Source organism: Shewanella chilikensis, from assembly GCF_002836945.1.
Classification (GTDB): Bacteria; Pseudomonadota; Gammaproteobacteria; order Enterobacterales; family Shewanellaceae; genus Shewanella; species Shewanella chilikensis.
Genome location: NZ_NIJM01000032.1, coordinates 28,071 through 45,767 on the forward strand (window position 1 = coordinate 28,071; position 17,697 = coordinate 45,767).

Genomic DNA, 17,697 nt, shown 5'->3' on the forward strand with positions numbered 1-17,697 from the left:
TTTCACTTAAACTTAGCTTAATTGACAGAGCCTAACACAGCTCTGGCTTGTCTTAAATCGAATTGATCGTTCACCTTGAGGTAAGCGACTCTTTCTTCCAAAACCACTATGGCTTCGGCAACCCCCGGCAATTGAGAAAGCTCGGCGGCCATCTTCTGCGCCTGCTCACGGCCACTCACTTGGGCCTCTAGAGTATAACTCTTGAGCAGCACAGGATTTTTCATTCCCAGGGTCAATGCCAGCCAGATAATCAGCAGCACCACTGCCACGCTAAACACTCCGGCAGCGCCCATGATTTGATAGGCGCCACCACCGAGCAAACCGCCACAGAAGGCGCCGAGAAACTGACTGGTGGAATACACCCCCATGGCAGAGCCTTTGGCTCCCACGGGACAAAATTTGGCGATCAGGCTGGGCAGCGAGGCTTCCAAGTAGTTAAAGCCGGTAAAGAAGGCCACTATGGCCAACGCCAACACCCAAAGACTATGGGAAAACAGCGCCATCGCCAGCAAAGAGGCCAGCATGATCAACAAAGCAAACTGAAACATCCCCTTGGTATTGTTGCGCTTCACGCCGATGATGATCAGCGGCACCATCAAAAAGAAGGCGCCGACAAAGGCCGGAAAATACAGCATCCAGTGCTTTTCTTTAACAAGACCTGCGTCCACCAAGTCCAGCGGCAATGCCACGAATACCGCCGTCAGCACCAAATGCAGAATAAAAATACCGGCATCGAGGCGAAACAACTGCGGATCTTTAAGCATATTTTTCAGCTTGCCCGGTTCCGCCATGGTATCGCCCTTGGGCGCATGGGCCACAGGGTTGGGCACCAGCAGTTGCACTATCAGCATACCCAGCAGCGCCAGGCCCGCAGTCAGGGCAAACAAGCCCGATAGCCCAAGATGCTGCGCCACCACAGGCCCCACCAGCAGCGACAAGGCAAAGGAGAAACCTATGCACATACCTATGATAGCCATCACCTTGGTGCGTTGCTCATCCCGGGTAAGATCCGCCGCCAATGCCAGCACCGCGGCGGCGATGGCGCCCATACCCTGCAGAGCACGGCCGGCGACAACGCCGTAAATACTGTCGGACATAGCCGCCAGGACACTGCCGAGGGCAAACACCAACAGGCCGCCGAGGATAACCGGCTTGCGGCCAATTCTGTCTGACAGTATCCCCATGGGGATCTGCAGTATCGCTTGAGTCAGACCATAGGCGCCGATGGCAATACCCACCCACAGAGGTGAGAAGCCTTTGAGATCTTGTCCATAGAGCGCGAAGACAGGCATGATCATGAACAAGCCCATCATGCGCAGCCCAAATACACTGGCTAATGAGAACGCGACTTTTCTTTCTGTGCCGGAAAGTCCACCGTTGGCCATAGTTTATGCCCTGGATTAAGAATTTTTTAAGGGAGCGCATGTTACCACGAAGGTTTTGAACAGCTCAAAGAGAAAAACCCAAGTCGCCCTCAGCCCACGACTGAAGGCTTGTTACTGACAGTATGCTGTCAGTAGGACAAATGCGCCGCCGCTATCGGCACAGCGCAAAATATGTGATACTTGTGCTCTTTTTCTCCAGTGATTAGCCAAAGTAGAGACTGATGGACAAGATAGACATTCGCGGTGCCAGAACCCACAATCTCAAGAACATCAATCTGACCATTCCCCGAGACAAACTCATTGTTATTACAGGCTTATCTGGTTCGGGTAAATCTTCTCTCGCCTTCGATACCCTCTACGCCGAAGGTCAGCGGCGCTATGTGGAATCCCTGTCGGCCTATGCCCGCCAATTTTTGAGTCTGATGGAAAAACCGGACGTGGATCATATCGAAGGCCTGAGCCCGGCGATCTCGATTGAACAGAAGTCCACTTCCCACAACCCGCGCTCTACCGTGGGAACCATTACCGAAATCTACGACTATCTCAGATTGCTGTTTGCCCGCGTGGGTGAGCCCCGTTGCCCGGTTCACGGCCAGCCGCTGGCGGCACAAACTGTTAGCCAAATGGTAGACAAGGTGCTGGAGCGCCCCGAAGGCGAGCGCCTGATGCTGTTGGCCCCCGTAGTGCAGGGCCGCAAGGGTGAACATGTCAAATTACTGGAGAACCTGGCGGCCCAGGGCTATATTCGCGCCCGGATCGATGGCGAGGTGTGCGATCTGTCCGACCCGCCGCCACTGGATCTGCATGTAAAACACAATATCGATGTGGTGGTTGACCGCTTCAAGGTACGCGAAGATCTGCAGCAGCGGCTGGCGGAATCTTTCGAAACCGCACTGGAGCTGTCCGGCGGTGTGGCCACTGTAGCCAGCATGGAGGAAGGCAGCAATGAAGAGTTACTGTTCTCCGCCAACTTCGCCTGCCCTCACTGTGGTTACTCCATGGCCGAGTTGGAACCCAGGCTGTTTTCCTTCAACAACCCAGCGGGTGCCTGCCCGACCTGTGACGGCCTCGGGGTACAGCAGTTTTTCGATCCCGATCGGGTGATCACCAACGACGAGCTGTCGCTGGCGGGTGGCGCCATTCGAGGCTGGGACAGACGCAACTTCTACTATTTCCAGATGCTCACCTCACTGGCCGAGCATTACGGCTTCGATGTGGAAACCCCCTTTGGCGATCTCCCTGCCAAAGTGAAGAAGATAGTGCTCTATGGCTCAGGCAAAGAGAATGTCGCCTTCCGTTATATCAACGACCGCGGCGATGTAGTGGTTCGCAACCACCCGTTCGAGGGCATCCTCAACAACATGGACAGACGCTACCGGGAGACAGAGTCCAACTCGGTGCGTGAAGAGCTGGCCAAATATATCAGCAACCAGGCCTGTTCCAGCTGTGGCGGCTCACGCCTGCGCGAAGAGGCCCGCAACGTATTTATCGGCAATATCAATCTGCCGGAGTTGACCACCTGGTCCATTGGCGAGGCCAGCGACTACTTCGCCACCCTGGGCTTTGAGGGGCAAAAGGCACAGATAGCCGAGAAGATCCTCAAGGAAGTGGGCGATCGCCTGGGCTTTTTGGTCAATGTCGGCCTCAACTACCTGAGTTTGTCTCGTTCGGCAGAAACCCTCTCAGGTGGCGAGGCGCAGCGGATCCGTCTGGCCAGCCAAATTGGCGCCGGTCTGGTCGGGGTGATGTATGTACTCGATGAACCTTCGATTGGTTTGCATCAGCGCGACAACGAGCGCCTGCTCAACACCCTCACTCACCTGCGGGACTTGGGCAACACTGTGATTGTGGTTGAACACGATGAAGACGCCATCCGCATGGCGGATCATATTATTGATATCGGCCCCGGCGCCGGGGTGCATGGCGGTGAAGTGATCTGTGACGGTGACATCAACGCCATCATGGCCTGTGAAGCATCTGTTACCGGCCAATATATGTCCGGCAAGAAAAAGATCACTGTGGCCGGAGGTCGGGTGCCCTGCGATCCCGGCAAGATGATCAAGCTGTTCGGTGCCAGCGGCAACAACCTCAAGCAGGTGGATCTGGAGATCCCGGTCGGGCTGCTGACCTGTGTCACCGGGGTATCCGGCTCAGGCAAGTCCACCCTGATCAACGACACCTTCTTCAAGATTGCCCATCGCATGCTCAACGGCGCCACCGCCGAAGAGCCGGCGCCCTATGAGCGTATCGAGGGCATGGAGCTGTGCGACAAGGTGGTGGACATAGATCAAAGCCCCATAGGCCGCACGCCGCGCTCCAATCCGGCCACCTACACCGGCATATTTACCCCGATCCGCGAGCTGTTTTCGGCGACTCAGGAATCCCGTACCCGCGGCTATCAGCCGGGGCGTTTCTCCTTCAATGTCAAGGGCGGCCGCTGTGAGGCCTGTCAGGGTGACGGCCTTATCAAAGTAGAGATGCACTTCCTGCCGGATGTGTACGTGCCTTGCGATGTCTGTAAGGGCAAGCGCTACAACCGTGAAACGCTGGAAGTGAAGTACAAGGGTAAGAACATTCACGAAGTGCTGCAGATGACGGTCGAGGAAGCCCGTGTGTTCTTCGATGCGGTGCCGGCCATTGCCCGTAAACTGCAAACCCTGATGGATGTCGGTCTGTCTTATATACGTTTGGGCCAGAGCGCCACCACCCTTTCCGGCGGCGAGGCTCAGCGGGTCAAACTGGCTAAAGAGCTGTCGAAGCGGGATACAGGTAAGACCCTCTATATTCTGGATGAACCCACCACAGGGCTGCACTTTGCCGATATCCAACTGCTGCTGGATGTACTGCACAGACTCAAGTCCCAGGGCAACACCATAGTGGTGATTGAACACAATCTGGATGTGATCAAGACAGCCGACTGGATAGTGGATCTGGGGCCGGAAGGTGGTTCGGGTGGCGGCACTATTCTGGTGGCCGGCACCCCGGAGCAGGTAGCCGAGCATCCAGAGTCCCATACCGCCCGCTTCCTTAAACCTATGCTGTGAGGTGACTGTGACAGGCAACAGACTACTGTTATTGGCCCTGGTTATCTGTATGGCGGGTTTATTACTGGCAGCCTTGGACCCCTTGGTAGGCAACTGCAAACGCTATTTGGGTGAAGTGGTCCATTCCGGCCCGGATGGCACTACCGTCGCCCTGCCCGATGGCCGCACGGCGCTGGTTGAACCCAGTGCCCTGCCCCCGGCGACTCTGGTCACCATAGGCGCCAAGCGTCATTTGGTATCGGGAATAGAGGTATTCAAGCTCAAAGGCCGAGCAGAGGCAGATACGCCTTCGGCCAGCCATGGCGGCAATCCCCTACCGCCCGGCTATCAGGGCGGCGTGGCACAAGCCGCGAAATAAGCAGGCAAACCTGTCTCGGAGAATGGTATAAACTGCAACATAGCTTGAGTTGATTACCCTTGCCGGAGGCAGGATGCCGATGACACTCTCTATCCACCCGCCGCTGTGGGCACTCTCTATTCGCTCTCCGCTGTGGGCACTCCTATTGATATTGCCGATGCTTGCTGCCGGTTGCAGCAGTTCGCCCGAACGCTGCGGCGCTGAGATTCAACTGAACTGGGCCGAGACAAAGCAGCTGCAACAGGATATCGAAATGCTTGCCTCGCCCAGGCTGCAAGGTCGGCGCAGCGGCACCCAAGGCGCTGCGCTGACCCGCGAGTACCTCACAGAGCGCTTTGAACAAATCGGCCTGCAGCCGCTCACTTCGGTATTTCCGCCCCTGGCCGAGACTCTGAGCGGCTTTCAACACTCATTCAACTATGTCGATGGCTTTGCCGACGCTCGGGGCATCAACCTTTTGGGCTGGCTGCCGGCTGCCGAACCGACCACTGAGTGGCGCCTGCTGATTGCCCACTATGATCACCTGGGCGATCGCGGCCCGGGCTTTTATCCGGGAGCCGACGACAACGCCTCTGGCGTGGCGGCCTTGTTGGCCATAGCCCGAAGAGTCAAACAAGCGCCCAGTCGCTATAACCTGCTATTTATTGCCAGTGACGCCGAAGAACCCGGACTCTATGGCAGCAAGGCCTTGGTGAGCGCATTGCAACAAAGCGGTTTTGCCGAGCACATCTCGCTGGCGGTCAATCTGGATATGATAGGCAGACCCGGGCTTCCCTATGCCATCTACCTCGAAGGCAGCCGCTATTTCCGCCACTATGATGACTTCAGCGCCTATCTGATGGCGGGCACAGGGCTGTGCATTCGCCCCAGTCATCCGCGCCCTATTGGTCGCAGCGTGCAGCGCAGCGACTGGCTCAGGGCCTCGGATCATTATCCCTTCCACCAGGCTGGGATCCCCTGGCTCTATTTCGGCGTTCCCGCCCACGCCCAGTACCATACCCGTGATGACACGCCCGACAGACTGGATTATCCTTTTATCGGCGCCGTGACCGAAGCGGCCGATCTGCTGCTGCGACTGCCATCGGAACAGCTACAAAACCGATAGTTGGCCTACTATTTGCTTTAAATTTGCCATAAAAACACCTTTAGTCGTGGAAAATAGCAGATTTCGCTGTTATAATCTGGCGTTTTCGGTGCGGGAAATCGACACGGGGTTGATTTTCTGTCTGTGAAACTTTCTGCGTCATCCAGACGCGTCCACAAGGCTACAACCCATGTCATCCAGTGAAAAAACTTTCCGAGAACTCGGCCTCTCCGAGGCATTGCTGCGTGCTCTAGATGAGCTCGGCTACGAGAACCCGACCCCAATTCAAGCCGCGAGTATCGCCCCCCTGATGGCGGGCCAGGATATTCTTGGCCAGGCACAGACAGGTACAGGTAAAACCGGTGCCTTCGCTCTGCCTCTGCTTAATGCAACAGATCATAACCTCAACGCACCGCAAATTCTGGTGCTGGCACCGACCCGCGAACTGGCGGTACAGGTAGCTGAAGCTTTCTCAAGCTACGCCAAATTCATGAAAGGTTTCCATGTACTGCCTATCTATGGCGGTCAAAGCATGCACCAACAGCTGCAGGCGCTGCGTCGCGGCCCTCAGGTAGTCGTTGGTACTCCAGGCCGAGTCATGGACCATATGCGCCGTGGCACCCTCAAGCTCGATAGCCTCAAGGCTCTGGTGCTGGATGAAGCCGATGAAATGCTGAAAATGGGCTTTATCGACGATATCGAGTGGATCTTGGATCATACTCCGGCCGAGCGTCAGCTGGCACTGTTCTCTGCCACTATGCCTGAGCAGATCAAGCGGGTTGCCAATAAGCACCTGAACAACCCTGCCACCATCAGCATTGCCGCCAGCCACACCACGGTTGACTCCATTGAACAGCGTTTTGTACAGGTGTCTCAGCACAATAAACTGGAAGCCCTGGTACGTGTGCTCGAAGTGGAAAACACCGAAGGTATCATCATCTTCGTGCGTACCCGTAACTCCTGTGTGGAACTGGCCGAGAAGCTGGAAGCCCGCGGTTACGCCTCATCACCACTGCACGGTGATATGAATCAACAGGCCCGTGAGCGCGCCGTGGATCAACTCAAGTCCGGTAAGCTGGACATTTTGATTGCCACCGACGTTGCTGCCCGTGGTCTGGACGTTGAGCGTATCGGTCACGTGGTCAACTATGACATCCCTTACGATACCGAAGCCTATGTACACCGTATCGGTCGTACCGGCCGCGCCGGTCGTACCGGGATGGCGATTCTGTTTGTGACTCACAGAGAGATGCGCATGCTGCGCACCATTGAGCGTGCCACCAACAGCCGTATTTCTCCAATGAAGGTTCCAAGCCCTGAGACTGTGGCCGAGCGCCGTCTGTCACGTTTGGGCGATCAGGTAGCTGCCACCATAGCCAACGAAGAGCTGGACTTTATGAAGGGCGCCGTGGCTCAACTGTGTCAGCAGTTGGAAGTGGACACAGATATTCTGGCGGCCGCACTGCTGCAACAAGTACAGCAGGAGCGTCCGCTGCAGTTGCCTCCGATCCAGGAGCGTCAGCGTGACAGCCGAGATGATCGTAGCTCACGCGACGATCGTGGTTCGCGCCGTCGTGACTCTCGTCCGGTTCCCGGCGATCTCGGCAAGGCCGATTCCCTGAAGGATAACCCGGATCTGCAGATGTGCCGTTATGTACTGGATGTGGGTCGTGAGCACGGAGTGGGTGTGGGCAATATCGTGGGTGCCATCGCCAATGAAGCCAGCATAGACAGCCGTTACATAGGCCAAATCCAACTGTTTGACTCTCTGACTACAGTCGATCTGCCTGCCGGTATGCCTAAAGACGTACTGGCGCACCTGAAGAAAGTTCGGGTATGCGGCAAGCCTATTAATATCCGTGAAGCAGGTAGCCAGAGCTTCGAAGGTGAACAGCGCCCTGCTCGTCGCCCTCGCAAGCACTCGGGCGAACGCCGTCCGGATCGTAAGCCCCGTCGTCGTGATGACCGCAGCTGATCCAGCGGATTAAATCAACTCGGTAAAAATGCCGCTCACTCATGGTGAGCGGCATTTTTCTTTATATTGATTAAGCAGTGTCGGCAGATACAACTGTGCTTGGGAATATCCCGCAGGGTCAGTTCCAGGTAACTAAAATCAGCCTTCATGCACCAGCAAAGCGCAGGATCTGTACCGGCCGCCATGGCGCATTGGTTGGCTTGTTGACATACAGGGCAGCGAGCAGCGGACTTTTCGGTCATGAAGCCTCCCTGTCAGCGGGATGATTGATGCCATCCATCACGGGAGCATCCTTGAAGGCAAAGGGATCCAACTCGTCGATGCACCCCAGATTAATGCCGTACTCTTGTGGGTTTGAGCGCCTTTGATGGTGAGTATAGATACCGCAGCGACTACAGAAATAGTGTTTGGCGGTATGGGTATTGAACTGATAACAGCTGAGCAGCTCTGCGCCGCTCACCAGCTTGAGATTGGCCAAGGACACAGAGGCTACCGGCGCGCCGCGGCGGCGACACATGGAGCAATCACAACGGCGAACATTGTTGACTCCCTTGGGAAAAGTGAGCGCCAACTGAATCCCGCCACAATGGCAACGGGCAATATAGTGAGTCTGAGTCATGACAATCCCTGTAATCCTGTTTTATCGGGCAAGCTTATGCTGAAAATTCAAGCAAAACGGCATACGGCTTATTTCATCTTGCCCCAGGGAAAAACCCTTGCCAATAGACAGAAGCTGAACTGCCAAGCTAAATAATTCTCCGTTCAGGCATTCATTCTATGCTTATCCTCCTGACAATGGGTAAGCATTTCACCCGATATTGTTACAGTAAATTGCCACTATTCCAGATGCCATAATGGAACATTCGGCTTCGAGTTCCTGAAGCTGAAGTTCTCAAATCCATGCCTGAACCGATAATGTTGATAATGGTTGCTCTATTGATAATAGCGCTATCAGGCGGCTTACCGCCCCTATGGCACCGAGGATTTGTCATCACCGCCGAGGTGTTGCCAACGAATGTTTCTGATAGCGAACAAATCGCATACTATCGGAGCAAAACAACCAATCTCATTGATTAGCTGAGTTTTTAATTTATTTTTAAGGAAGCATTTTTCGGTCATAACCCTATGGATCCCATGCCACAAAGTAGGTAGACTGGCCCCGGTTTACCTCCTTGGAAACAAACCAAGGGATATGATTTGGGGGCGTAAATCGGTTGCTTGAGTGGCCAGTACGCGCTCTCCTCAACTTATAGAGAAGGAAATAATGGGTTTACAAGAAAAGCAATGGAAGCGCTCTATCGAAGAGCAGTATGTGGTTGAGTTCAAGCAGGACATAAAGAGCATTCTGGATGCCGACCTGGACGTAACCTTTGACTGGGATAGCTTCGACAGCGCCAAAGAGATCATGTACGTGCCCACCTATGCACTGGATCGTGTCAAATCCGCGTTCAGAGAACTCGCCAACGACCAGGACGCCAAGGAAGAGATTGTTGCGCAGATCAAGACCCTGCATATCAAGAACATCAACGACAATGCCGAAGAAGCCAAGAACATGCGTATCGGCGATGGCGTTTTCGCACTCGAAGTCGGTTTCGGCGGCAACCACGCCTGTGTCTTTAACGACACAGCTATCCGCCAGTACCTGGAAAATAATCTCTGATCATCTAAGCAGAGCATAATGCCTGGGCTCATCTCCGCTTGAGCCCATCAGTATCCAAGGCCGGTCATCCCCTGAGACCGGCCTTTCTATTTCTTTCTATACCCTCCCGGCTATTCAATGCCTGTCCCCTCGGCGGTCTATAGCCAGCAGAGCCGCAATCCCTACTCCTTGCAGTCAGGTATAAAAAAGCGCGCCTATAGGCGCGCTGAACAGATTAAGGCTCTGAGCTTACTGCTTCTTAGGGAAGACTGGATAAGCCTCTTTGCCCAGCAAGATACCCTTTACTTCTTTACCATAGTAACCGGCATGCTTGTGATACTTGCCTTGGGTTTCCTCGAGTTTTCCTTTGAAGCGGGGATCCTGAGGACGCTCATGGGAGTTGATATAGGCAGCCACATCCCAGGCTTGCTGAGTGGTTAGCTGCATACTCTTACCCAGTGGCATATTCTCGTGAATAAAGAAGGCAGCCGTGTTAACCCTGTGCATTCCGGCGCCCCAGTTAAAGCTCTGAGGCCCCCAAAGAGGTGGCAAGGCATATACACCTGCTATCGCCTGACCTTGGCCATCGGCACCATGACATGCCTGACAATGGGCCTGATAAACCTGCTCACCACGGGCAGGGTCATAGGCCTGCTCAGGTTTGGGGATTGAAGGGTAACCCCGGCCCGGCAGATTGGCGCGTTGCTCTACCGTCAATTGCTGCTTAATGGCTTCAGGAATAGGGAAGTCTTCCCGTTTTCCGCCCTTGATAAGCTCGGCATCGGCCAGTTCAGGCACTTCGCCTTTGACGCCGTATTGATCCATCAAGCCACCTACCCCAAGCCAATAGGCATAGGCAGACAAGGCCACCAACTCAGGGCTGCCGCTCTTTGGCGCCTTGCCGTTCATTGAATAGGTAAAACAGCCCTGGATACGCTCTTCGAAGCTGTTGACCTTATCATTCTTCTTCCGATAAGCAGGATAAGCGAAATAGGCACCCCAGATAGGAGAAGCATTGGGCTCACGGCCGGCATCCATGTGGCAGTTGACACAGTTCAGCTCATTGCCGACGTATTTATCCCGCAGTTGCTGAGTATTGACGAACAGCTGATAGCCCTTGCGCACCTTGTCACCAAAGGCACCGGCCGGAATGGTATCCAGCGGTCTGGGGATAAGATATTCCTGTCCCTCCACCTTGGGAGAAGAAGGCAATTGCGCCTGGCGATCGGGAAGATTCTCGGCCTGGGCCTGAGCTGTCATTGCGGCCACAGCACCCATGATAAACAGAGTAGATTTTTTCATGCTGCGTCCTTACTTGAGATTGGCAAAATAACTGGCGATGGCGTCGATTTCGGCGCTATTGAGCTGTTTGGCAACATGCTCCATCATGCCATCGACATCACCTTTACGGCTGCCATCCTGCCAGGCGTGCAGTTGAGTCTTGATGTAGCTGGCTTGCTGACCGGCAAGCCTTGGGAAAGTGCCGCCACCCAGGCCTGACGGGCCATGGCATGTTACACAGGCGGGTAGGTTCCGGGTCCAGTCGCCCTGATACACCAGTTTTTCAGTCGGATCGGCAAATACCACTTGCTCACCTCTGAGCTTGGGTTTGACCTCGGCGACGCTCTGGGCAGAGAAGTAATTCGCCACCTGACCGATAACCTCATCACCCTGCAGAGTCATTGCCATCGGCATCATAGTGGCGTTTTGGCGGGTTCCCGCCTGGAACAGCTTGATCTGTTGTTGAATATATTGGCTGGAAAGTCCGGCGAGCCTTGGGCCCAGCGGCTCTACGCCCTGTCCCTGAGGGCCGTGGCAACTGCCACAAAGCGCGGCCTGTGGTGGCATAGCCGGTTGTGCTGCCATGGCTGTCCCTATGGACTGAGCCAACAGCAGCAGGCCACCTGCGGCGAGCGTGATTGATTTCATCTGTTATCCCCCATTATGAGTAAGGGCTATAGCATAGATCCAAATCACATATATGAGAAGTTTGCGATAAATATCAAAAAACCAGAGTAACCGGGCACAATCCAGATGCCATAAGGTTTGCAGCTCAAATAAATCCCAGGCTTTGAAATATTTGCTTACGATTTGAGTTTTATAAAAAACCCTTTTCTAACAATGTATTGGATAACGATTCTCGTTTAGAGGTAATTACTCTCCAAAGCGGGTCGCCTCAAAACTGTTGAGAAAATGATGTAACAGGTAACAGGCCAGTAAAGTACCGACTATGGCCACCAGAATGCTGCTCACCCGATACAGGGCACTGAAGATCAGATCATTCCCCGGAGTCAGGTATTGGCCGAACAGTATTCCCAAGGTGGTCATGGCACCAAAGCCCACCGCCGAGCCGCTGGCCTCTTTGACATGGGCTTGGGCAAACAACAGGGTACCAAACCAGAGCATGGGTACGACCAACAAAAGCACACCGGACCAATCATACAGAAACAGCTGCACCGCCATCCCGTATACCACCCCGAGTACAGTGCCCATTGCCCGTTTGCGGGCGTAGTCGAGAGCCCCATTCCAATGCATGGGGAACAGCAACAGTAAGGTAGTTGCCTGAGCCGACATGGAGTCGCGCAGATCAAAAGCCTGGAATATCAGAAAGGACAGGGTTGCAACGCTGGCCCCCATCAGCGCTTCATGGCGCATTCTGTGGGGCTGCTTGGGCCCGGGCACATAAGCGCTGCGAGGTTCAACATCCGGGATCAACACTGTCATCAAATAAGCTATCAACACAGACAGTACACTGGCCCAAAAGTTACCGAAGATGAGATCGTTAAGATCGGTATCCGGATAGCTGGCAAAATGCAGCATGATGCTGAGGCTGATCACTCCATTGGCACCAAACAGAAACAGGGCGCCACGGGACATACAGGCAAAGCGATACAGAAACAGCACAAAGACAATCAAGGTCATCAGTGCCGGATGGCTGCCAAACAAACCGCCTATGATGCCCACCTCGATCCCACAGACAACAGCCGCGGCCAGCAACTGGCGCGCGGCATGGCCGTTCATCACTGGCACCAGCCCCAGCAACAACATGGGGGTAACTGTGTAAAACACCCCATAGTTCCAATTCATCAGCTTACAGATCAGAAAGCCCAGACTGGCACCTGTGGCGATGCGCAGGCACTGGCGCAGCTCATTCTGAGTCAAGGGGTGGTGACGCAAGATCATCGGCCACCTCAATAAATGTAGTGCAGCAGGCTGACTGCCTTGATCTGCAGCTTGGCCATGAAACGATAGAAACTATTGTCCGGCAGCAGTTGTACGGTAGCACGGGAGCCAGCGGCCAACATGGGGTGTTCTTCACTCAGAAGTTCAAAGTGCAGTCGCAGACGCTGAGCATCCCGCACCCAACGATCCGACTCGGTCGGCGTCGCCAACATGCCGTTAGCATCGAATTGTCCGGCGCTGACACCGGCATCGCGGCTACTGACTCTGGCGGGGTAGAGTCTGCCTGGTTCGGCATCGAACGCCACCCAGGCTTCAGTGCCCGGCTCAACTCCCCTGAGAGTTTTCTCGCGAAAATCGGCAATGATATCCATCTGCTCCGACACCAGGGCCAATACAGGTTGGCCCTTGTTGGCCATGCTGCCACTCGCCAGTTGCAGATTAGTCACTATGCCTTCGTGTTCTGCCAGCACCTTGGTGTAACTCAGATCCAATTCAGCCTGAGCCAAACGGCTGCGGGCCTGACGTAACTTGAGGTTCTCTGTCCCGGCTGTTCCCCGGGAAACCTTGAGTTTAGCCAACTGCGCCTTGGAAGCCACCAACTTTGCTTGTGCCGAGCTGGCATCGGTATCGGCCTGATCCTTGAGCTGGCGTGACACACCATTACTGGCATAGAGGGCATCCAGGCGCCTGGCCTCACGTTGTTTCTGTTGCAACATGGCCTCATTGGCGCTGACATCGGCGCTGGCAGCCTCTATGGCAGCATCCAGCTCGGCGTTATCCTGCACCGCCTGCTCCAGCGCCAGTTTGGCTTGCTCCAGCGCGAGCTCAAAAGGAGCCGGGTCAATGGCGAAGAGTAACTGCCCGGCCTCTACATGTTGATTGTTGGCTACGGCCACAGATTGCACCGGGCCGCTCACTTGGGGGGCTACCTTGACCACTGTGCGGGTCGCCATCGCCTGTGGCGTCAGCGGCATCTCCAGATCCGCCAACATGAAATAGGCGAAGACCAGCACAAAGCCCACCATGGAAAATTTAACGAGTCTGGCAAATTGTTGATCTGGCGTCATAAAGTCTCTCTCATTTCGCTTGCTCTTGCTGCAGCTGATGTTGGGCGTTATCGCAAATCCTGGTGATCACAGCTTCAAAATGAGCCAGCTCATTCGGATCTATGCCCGCCAACAACTTGGCCCGTACCTGGATGATTCTGGCCTCCATGGAGCGAATAACTTCTTCACCTTCAGCCGTCATGGAAACGATGCGAGCCCTTTTGTCATGCTCGCAGCTGTGGCGGGAGATTAGCCCTTGCTGCTCCAACTGACCCAGGGTCCGCATCAAAGAAGGCAATTCAATTTCCAGCGACTCGGCCAACTGCTTTTGACTGATGTGGTCGCCCATGCGTCTCAACTTCCACAGCGCGGTCCAACGGGGATGGGTCAGCCCCAAAGGAGCCAATTCATTGTCGGCGACCATGCGCCATAAACGGTGTAAACGCCCCAAGCGCTCTCCCAGAGAGGTCTCGGTCAGCTGTTCTATATATCTGTGCATCTCGACTCACTAATTAATTAGCAGGCTAAGCATTTTATTTATTTAGCCTGCTAAGTAAATAGCCGATCGAAAATAAACCCGATCTGCCTCGCACATCTGCTCAGTAAGTAAACGGATCGGAGCAAAAATTTGTCATAAGTCGCAATTGCTTAACACCTGGCTCACTATAATTATTCAACCTTGTTTGAACCTGGGAAGGTACAATGAGCCCGGCGCAAGATCGTGGCGATTACCAGGCCACGTCAAGCCGCCGCACTCGTTTCATCACTCCCATGCCTGGAGGCTAACTTGTTCTCACATCTAAAAATCGGCACTCGAATCGTGCTGGGGATCTGCGCCGTGCTTATCGCCATGATGAGCTTTATCATGCCCTTGGTACTGTCGGAATTTTCCGGCCAAATTGATAATGCCGAGCAGCGTGAACTGCATAAGCTATATCAAACCGCGATTGCTGAAATAGACTCTTCAGGCAAATTGGCCGAGGCGTTGGCCACTGTGGTGGCCAATACCCCGGAAATGCAACAGGAATTCGCCTTCGGCGACCGGGATTCACTCAACAACCGCAGCCAACAACTGTTTGTCCCGTTGAAGCGGGATTTTGCCGTGCAGCAGTTTCAATTCCATCTGCCACCGGCCACCTCCTTCCTCAGGGTACATAAACCGGAAAAGTTCGGTGACGATCTCTCTGGGTTTCGCCAAACGGTAGTGCAAACCAACAACAGCAAGCAACCGATAATGGGACTCGAGAAGGGGGTAGCCGGCCTCGGGATCCGCGGCCTGGCTCCTATGACTTATCAGGGACAACATACAGGTTCGGTTGAATTTGGCATGTCATTCGGCCAACCTTTCTTCGATGCCTTCAAACAGAATTACCAGGCCGAAATTGCCCTGCTGACACCTGACAGCAGCGGTTACCGCCGTTTTGGCGGAACCTTTGAAACCGCGGCTTTCAAAGACACGGCGCTGCTGCAGAAAGTACAACAGGGGAAAGCTGACAAGTCTTTGATAAGTCTGAATAACAATAGTCATGTCCTCTACCTGCATCAGGTGACTGACTTTTCCGATAATCCCATTGGCGTACTGGCGATCGCCATGGATCGCAGCCACTCGGAAGCCAGCCTCTGGTATATCAAACTCAAGTTGGTAGCCATTGGTGCCATAGCGCTGTTGGCGGGCGCCGTTATCGCCTTCTTTATCGCCCGCAGCATCACCCGCCCTATAGCGCAAACCACCAGCGCCATGGAAGATATCGCTCAAGGGGAAGGCGACCTGACCAAGCGTATCGAAGTGAGCAGCAAGGATGAAATTGCCGATCTGGCGCGGGCATTCAATCTGTTTGTCGCCAAAATCCAGCAAACTATTCAGCAGGTGACTCAAGCCACGGACTCACTGGCAACCTCGGCCGAAGAGATGTCCGGCATCACCAGCGACAGCCGCCACAGCGCCGAGCAGCAGCAAAGGGAAACCGAACAAGTGGCTACCGCCATGAACGAGATGGCCGCCACGGTTCAGGAGGTCGCCCAAAATGCCACTGTTGCCGCCGACTCGGCAGAGCAAGCCGATACCGCCACAGATTCAGGTAAACAGGTGGTCAACAGTGTGGTTGAGCTGATGGCCGGGCTGGAGTCAGAGATCCGCGGCGCCGCGGCTGCTATCGACCAGCTAGAGCAGGACAGTCAGGCGATAGACTCAGTGTTGGAAGTGATCCGCAACATTGCCGATCAAACCAACCTGCTGGCACTCAATGCCGCCATTGAAGCGGCCAGGGCCGGCGAGCAGGGACGGGGCTTTGCCGTGGTAGCCGATGAAGTACGCACCCTGGCGAGCCGCACCCAGGCATCGACAACCGAAATTCAACAGATGATTGAAACCCTGCAACAAGGGGCGCAGTCAGCCGTCGGTGTGATGCAGAGCAGTAATCAAACCATGGATAAGTGTGTTGCCGAAGTGCAAAACGCCGATGCGGCTCTCAATGAGATCCGCGCCGCGGTTTCCGCCATCACCCAGATGAATATCCAGATAGCCAGCGCCGCCAACGAGCAGTGCGCCGTCTCGGCCGAGATCAATCGCAATCTCAATAATATCAATGATGGCGTGGCTCAGGGCAGTGAAAGCGCAGCCCAGATAGCCGTCGCCGGTGAAGAGCTGGCGCAGCTGTCGGTACGCCTCAAGCAGTTGGTCAGCCAATTCAAGGTTTAACTCACTAAAGACAAGCCCACCTGTTGGTGGGCTTCCTTTTATCAAAGGTTCACTGAGAGGCCATCACTTGCCTGGACGCACTCCCAGTGTATGGCAGATGGCATAGGTGAGCTCGGCGCGGTTCAGGGTATAGAAGTGGAAATCTTTCACTCCTTCACGGGAAAGCACCTTGACCATGTCGATGGCCACGTTGGCGCCCACCAACGCCCGGGTACCGGGATCGTTATCCAAACCTTCAAACTGGCGGTGCAGCCATCCTGGCAAAGACACATTGGTCATGGCTGCGAAACGCTTAAGCTGGTTGAAGTTGCCCACAGGCAATATCCCGGGAACAATTTCCACATCAATGCCGGCGGCCACACAACGGTCGCGGAACCTGAGATAAGACTCCACATCGAAGAAAAACTGGGTGATGGCACGGCTGGCACCGGCCTCAATCTTGCGCTTCAGGTTGATAAGGTCGGCCTGAGCATTGGTCGCATCCGGGTGCACCTCAGGATAGGCAGCCACCGAAATATCAAAGTCGGCGACCGAGCGCAGCAAACGCACCAAATCTGAGGCAAAACGTGTCGGCTTGGGGCTGCCTTCCGGCAGATCGCCTCGCAGCGCCACAATGTTACGAATACCGCTGTTCCAGTAGTGACGCGCCAACTCCAGTAACTCTTCATCACTGGCATCCACCAATGTCAGGTGCGGCGCCGCCACCAGCTCGGTTTCCTGCTGGATCCGCTCGATCACGCTGTGAGTGCGATCCCGCACTCCTGAGTTGGCACCATAGGTGACAGAAACAAACTTGGGATTCAGTGGCTCCAGGCGCTGAATTGAGTTCCACAATAAAGTTTCCATCTCAGGTGTTGAGGGCGGAAAGAACTCGAAAGAAACATTGATGTCGCCGTTGAGCTCGGACAAGCTCTGGTTCAGCGAGTGCGCATGTTGTGCGTGATGAAAAGCCATTGAAAATTCCCTCAACTGTCTATCTGGACGTTTGGACGTCTATATGTCCACATACTAGAGAAACTGTCATTGAAGTCAAGCCCAAAGATGGCTTCAAAGGTGTATTTATCTTAATCGGTATAAAAGCCACTAATGAGTGTTTCTGCAAAGCCTCGGCTTTGCACCTGGGGAGAGCTTTCGCACAGGTGATCCTGTGACTGGAAAATAGGCGTATGTCTGCAAATCGCTCAAATATTTCAAGCTGCTCAGGACTAACAGAGTTGCACCGATTCCCCCTCGGTGTCGCCGAAAGCCGTTGGCGCAAATAACGTGGCTGAGGCATGGATGCCGA

At 54.6% G+C, this 17,697-nt stretch carries 15 protein-coding genes; 6 read left to right on the plus strand and 9 right to left on the minus strand.

What is annotated here, in order from left to right:
• Positions 1–17: 17 nt before the first annotated feature.
• Positions 18–1,385, minus strand: a complete 1,368-nt coding sequence (locus CX651_RS12990) for an MFS transporter (protein ID WP_101056391.1) — start codon at positions 1,383–1,385, stop codon at positions 18–20.
• Positions 1,386–1,606: 221 nt separating this feature from the next.
• Between CX651_RS12990 and uvrA the strand changes: the two genes are divergently transcribed.
• The 4 genes from uvrA to CX651_RS13010 all read left to right on the plus strand — a co-directional run bounded on the left by uvrA (position 1,607) and on the right by CX651_RS13010 (position 7,846).
• Entirely contained in the window at positions 1,607–4,429 is a 2,823-nt protein-coding gene (gene uvrA / locus CX651_RS12995; RefSeq protein WP_093983773.1) for an excinuclease ABC subunit UvrA, read from the plus strand.
• 7 nt (positions 4,430–4,436) lie between these two features.
• On the plus strand, positions 4,437–4,787 hold the full coding sequence (locus CX651_RS13000) for a hypothetical protein (protein WP_146225990.1): 351 nt from the start codon (positions 4,437–4,439) through the stop codon (positions 4,785–4,787).
• A gap of 73 nt (positions 4,788–4,860) precedes the next feature.
• The gene (locus CX651_RS13005) at positions 4,861–5,892 is read left to right on the plus strand and encodes a M28 family peptidase (protein WP_229839754.1); all 1,032 of its coding nucleotides are present in this window, start codon (positions 4,861–4,863) and stop codon (positions 5,890–5,892) included.
• Positions 5,893–6,061: 169 nt separating this feature from the next.
• On the plus strand, positions 6,062–7,846 hold the full coding sequence (locus tag CX651_RS13010; protein WP_101056394.1) for a DEAD/DEAH box helicase: 1,785 nt from the start codon (positions 6,062–6,064) through the stop codon (positions 7,844–7,846).
• Positions 7,847–7,881: 35 nt separating this feature from the next.
• On the opposite strand, the gene CX651_RS13015 is transcribed toward CX651_RS13010, so the two are convergent.
• Both CX651_RS13015 and CX651_RS13020 read right to left on the minus strand, forming a co-directional pair.
• Positions 7,882–8,088, minus strand: a complete 207-nt coding sequence (locus CX651_RS13015) for a cysteine-rich CWC family protein (RefSeq protein WP_101056395.1) — start codon at positions 8,086–8,088, stop codon at positions 7,882–7,884.
• A complete protein-coding gene (locus CX651_RS13020; RefSeq protein WP_101056396.1) occupies positions 8,085–8,465 on the minus strand; it encodes a GFA family protein in 381 nt (126 codons plus the stop codon). Before CX651_RS13020 ends, CX651_RS13015 begins: the two co-directional genes overlap by 4 nt.
• Before the next feature lie 645 nt (positions 8,466–9,110).
• On the opposite strand from CX651_RS13020, the gene CX651_RS13025 reads away from it, so the two are divergent.
• A complete protein-coding gene (locus tag CX651_RS13025) occupies positions 9,111–9,506 on the plus strand; it encodes a hypothetical protein (RefSeq protein WP_025010187.1) in 396 nt (131 codons plus the stop codon).
• Between the two features lie 228 nt (positions 9,507–9,734).
• Here CX651_RS13025 and CX651_RS13030 read toward each other — a convergent pair whose 3' ends face one another.
• From CX651_RS13030 to slyA, 5 genes are all read right to left on the minus strand, one after another.
• Positions 9,735–10,787, minus strand: coding sequence for a c-type cytochrome (locus tag CX651_RS13030; RefSeq protein WP_101056397.1), 1,053 nt, complete (start codon positions 10,785–10,787; stop codon positions 9,735–9,737).
• 9 nt (positions 10,788–10,796) lie between these two features.
• The gene (locus tag CX651_RS13035) at positions 10,797–11,351 is read right to left on the minus strand and encodes a c-type cytochrome (protein WP_229839757.1); all 555 of its coding nucleotides are present in this window, start codon (positions 11,349–11,351) and stop codon (positions 10,797–10,799) included.
• Positions 11,352–11,639: 288 nt separating this feature from the next.
• Complete coding sequence (locus tag CX651_RS13040; protein ID WP_101056399.1) at positions 11,640–12,668, minus strand: DUF2955 domain-containing protein; 1,029 nt, start codon at positions 12,666–12,668, stop codon at positions 11,640–11,642.
• Positions 12,669–12,676: 8 nt separating this feature from the next.
• Positions 12,677–13,735: an HlyD family secretion protein gene (locus CX651_RS13045; RefSeq protein WP_101056400.1), complete on the minus strand. Its 1,059-nt coding sequence runs from the start codon at positions 13,733–13,735 to the stop codon at positions 12,677–12,679.
• Between the two features lie 10 nt (positions 13,736–13,745).
• Positions 13,746–14,213 (minus strand): transcriptional regulator SlyA, encoded by a 468-nt coding sequence (slyA, locus tag CX651_RS13050; protein ID WP_101056401.1) that lies wholly within the window; start codon positions 14,211–14,213, stop codon positions 13,746–13,748.
• A 351-nt stretch (positions 14,214–14,564) separates the two neighbouring features.
• On the opposite strand from slyA, the gene CX651_RS13055 reads away from it, so the two are divergent.
• Positions 14,565–16,412 (plus strand): methyl-accepting chemotaxis protein, encoded by a 1,848-nt coding sequence (locus tag CX651_RS13055; protein WP_101056403.1) that lies wholly within the window; start codon positions 14,565–14,567, stop codon positions 16,410–16,412.
• Between the two features lie 63 nt (positions 16,413–16,475).
• On the opposite strand, the gene metF is transcribed toward CX651_RS13055, so the two are convergent.
• Complete coding sequence (metF, locus tag CX651_RS13060; protein WP_101056402.1) at positions 16,476–17,366, minus strand: methylenetetrahydrofolate reductase; 891 nt, start codon at positions 17,364–17,366, stop codon at positions 16,476–16,478.
• Positions 17,367–17,697: the final 331 nt, after the last annotated feature.

Excerpts from the sequence above, each read along its gene's own strand:
- CX651_RS12990 (WP_101056391.1), bottom strand. The coding sequence starts at position 1,385 with ATGGCCAACGGTGGACTTTCCGGCACAGAAAGAAAAGTCGCGTTCTCA.
- CX651_RS13030 (WP_101056397.1), bottom strand. The coding sequence starts at position 10,787 with ATGAAAAAATCTACTCTGTTTATCATGGGTGCTGTGGCCGCAATGACA.
- CX651_RS13035 (WP_229839757.1), bottom strand. The coding sequence starts at position 11,351 with ATGGCAGCACAACCGGCTATGCCACCACAGGCCGCGCTTTGTGGCAGT.
- CX651_RS13025 (WP_025010187.1), top strand. The coding sequence starts at position 9,111 with ATGGGTTTACAAGAAAAGCAATGGAAGCGCTCTATCGAAGAGCAGTAT.
- CX651_RS13055 (WP_101056403.1), top strand. The coding sequence starts at position 14,565 with ATGATGAGCTTTATCATGCCCTTGGTACTGTCGGAATTTTCCGGCCAA.
- CX651_RS13015 (WP_101056395.1), bottom strand. The coding sequence starts at position 8,088 with ATGACCGAAAAGTCCGCTGCTCGCTGCCCTGTATGTCAACAAGCCAAC.
- CX651_RS13010 (WP_101056394.1), top strand. The coding sequence starts at position 6,062 with ATGTCATCCAGTGAAAAAACTTTCCGAGAACTCGGCCTCTCCGAGGCA.
- slyA (WP_101056401.1), bottom strand. The coding sequence starts at position 14,213 with ATGCACAGATATATAGAACAGCTGACCGAGACCTCTCTGGGAGAGCGC.
- metF (WP_101056402.1), bottom strand. The coding sequence starts at position 17,366 with ATGGCTTTTCATCACGCACAACATGCGCACTCGCTGAACCAGAGCTTG.
- CX651_RS13005 (WP_229839754.1), top strand. The coding sequence starts at position 4,861 with ATGCCGATGACACTCTCTATCCACCCGCCGCTGTGGGCACTCTCTATT.
- uvrA (WP_093983773.1), top strand. The coding sequence starts at position 1,607 with ATGGACAAGATAGACATTCGCGGTGCCAGAACCCACAATCTCAAGAAC.
- CX651_RS13020 (WP_101056396.1), bottom strand. The coding sequence starts at position 8,465 with ATGACTCAGACTCACTATATTGCCCGTTGCCATTGTGGCGGGATTCAG.
- CX651_RS13045 (WP_101056400.1), bottom strand. The coding sequence starts at position 13,735 with ATGACGCCAGATCAACAATTTGCCAGACTCGTTAAATTTTCCATGGTG.
- CX651_RS13040 (WP_101056399.1), bottom strand. The coding sequence starts at position 12,668 with ATGATCTTGCGTCACCACCCCTTGACTCAGAATGAGCTGCGCCAGTGC.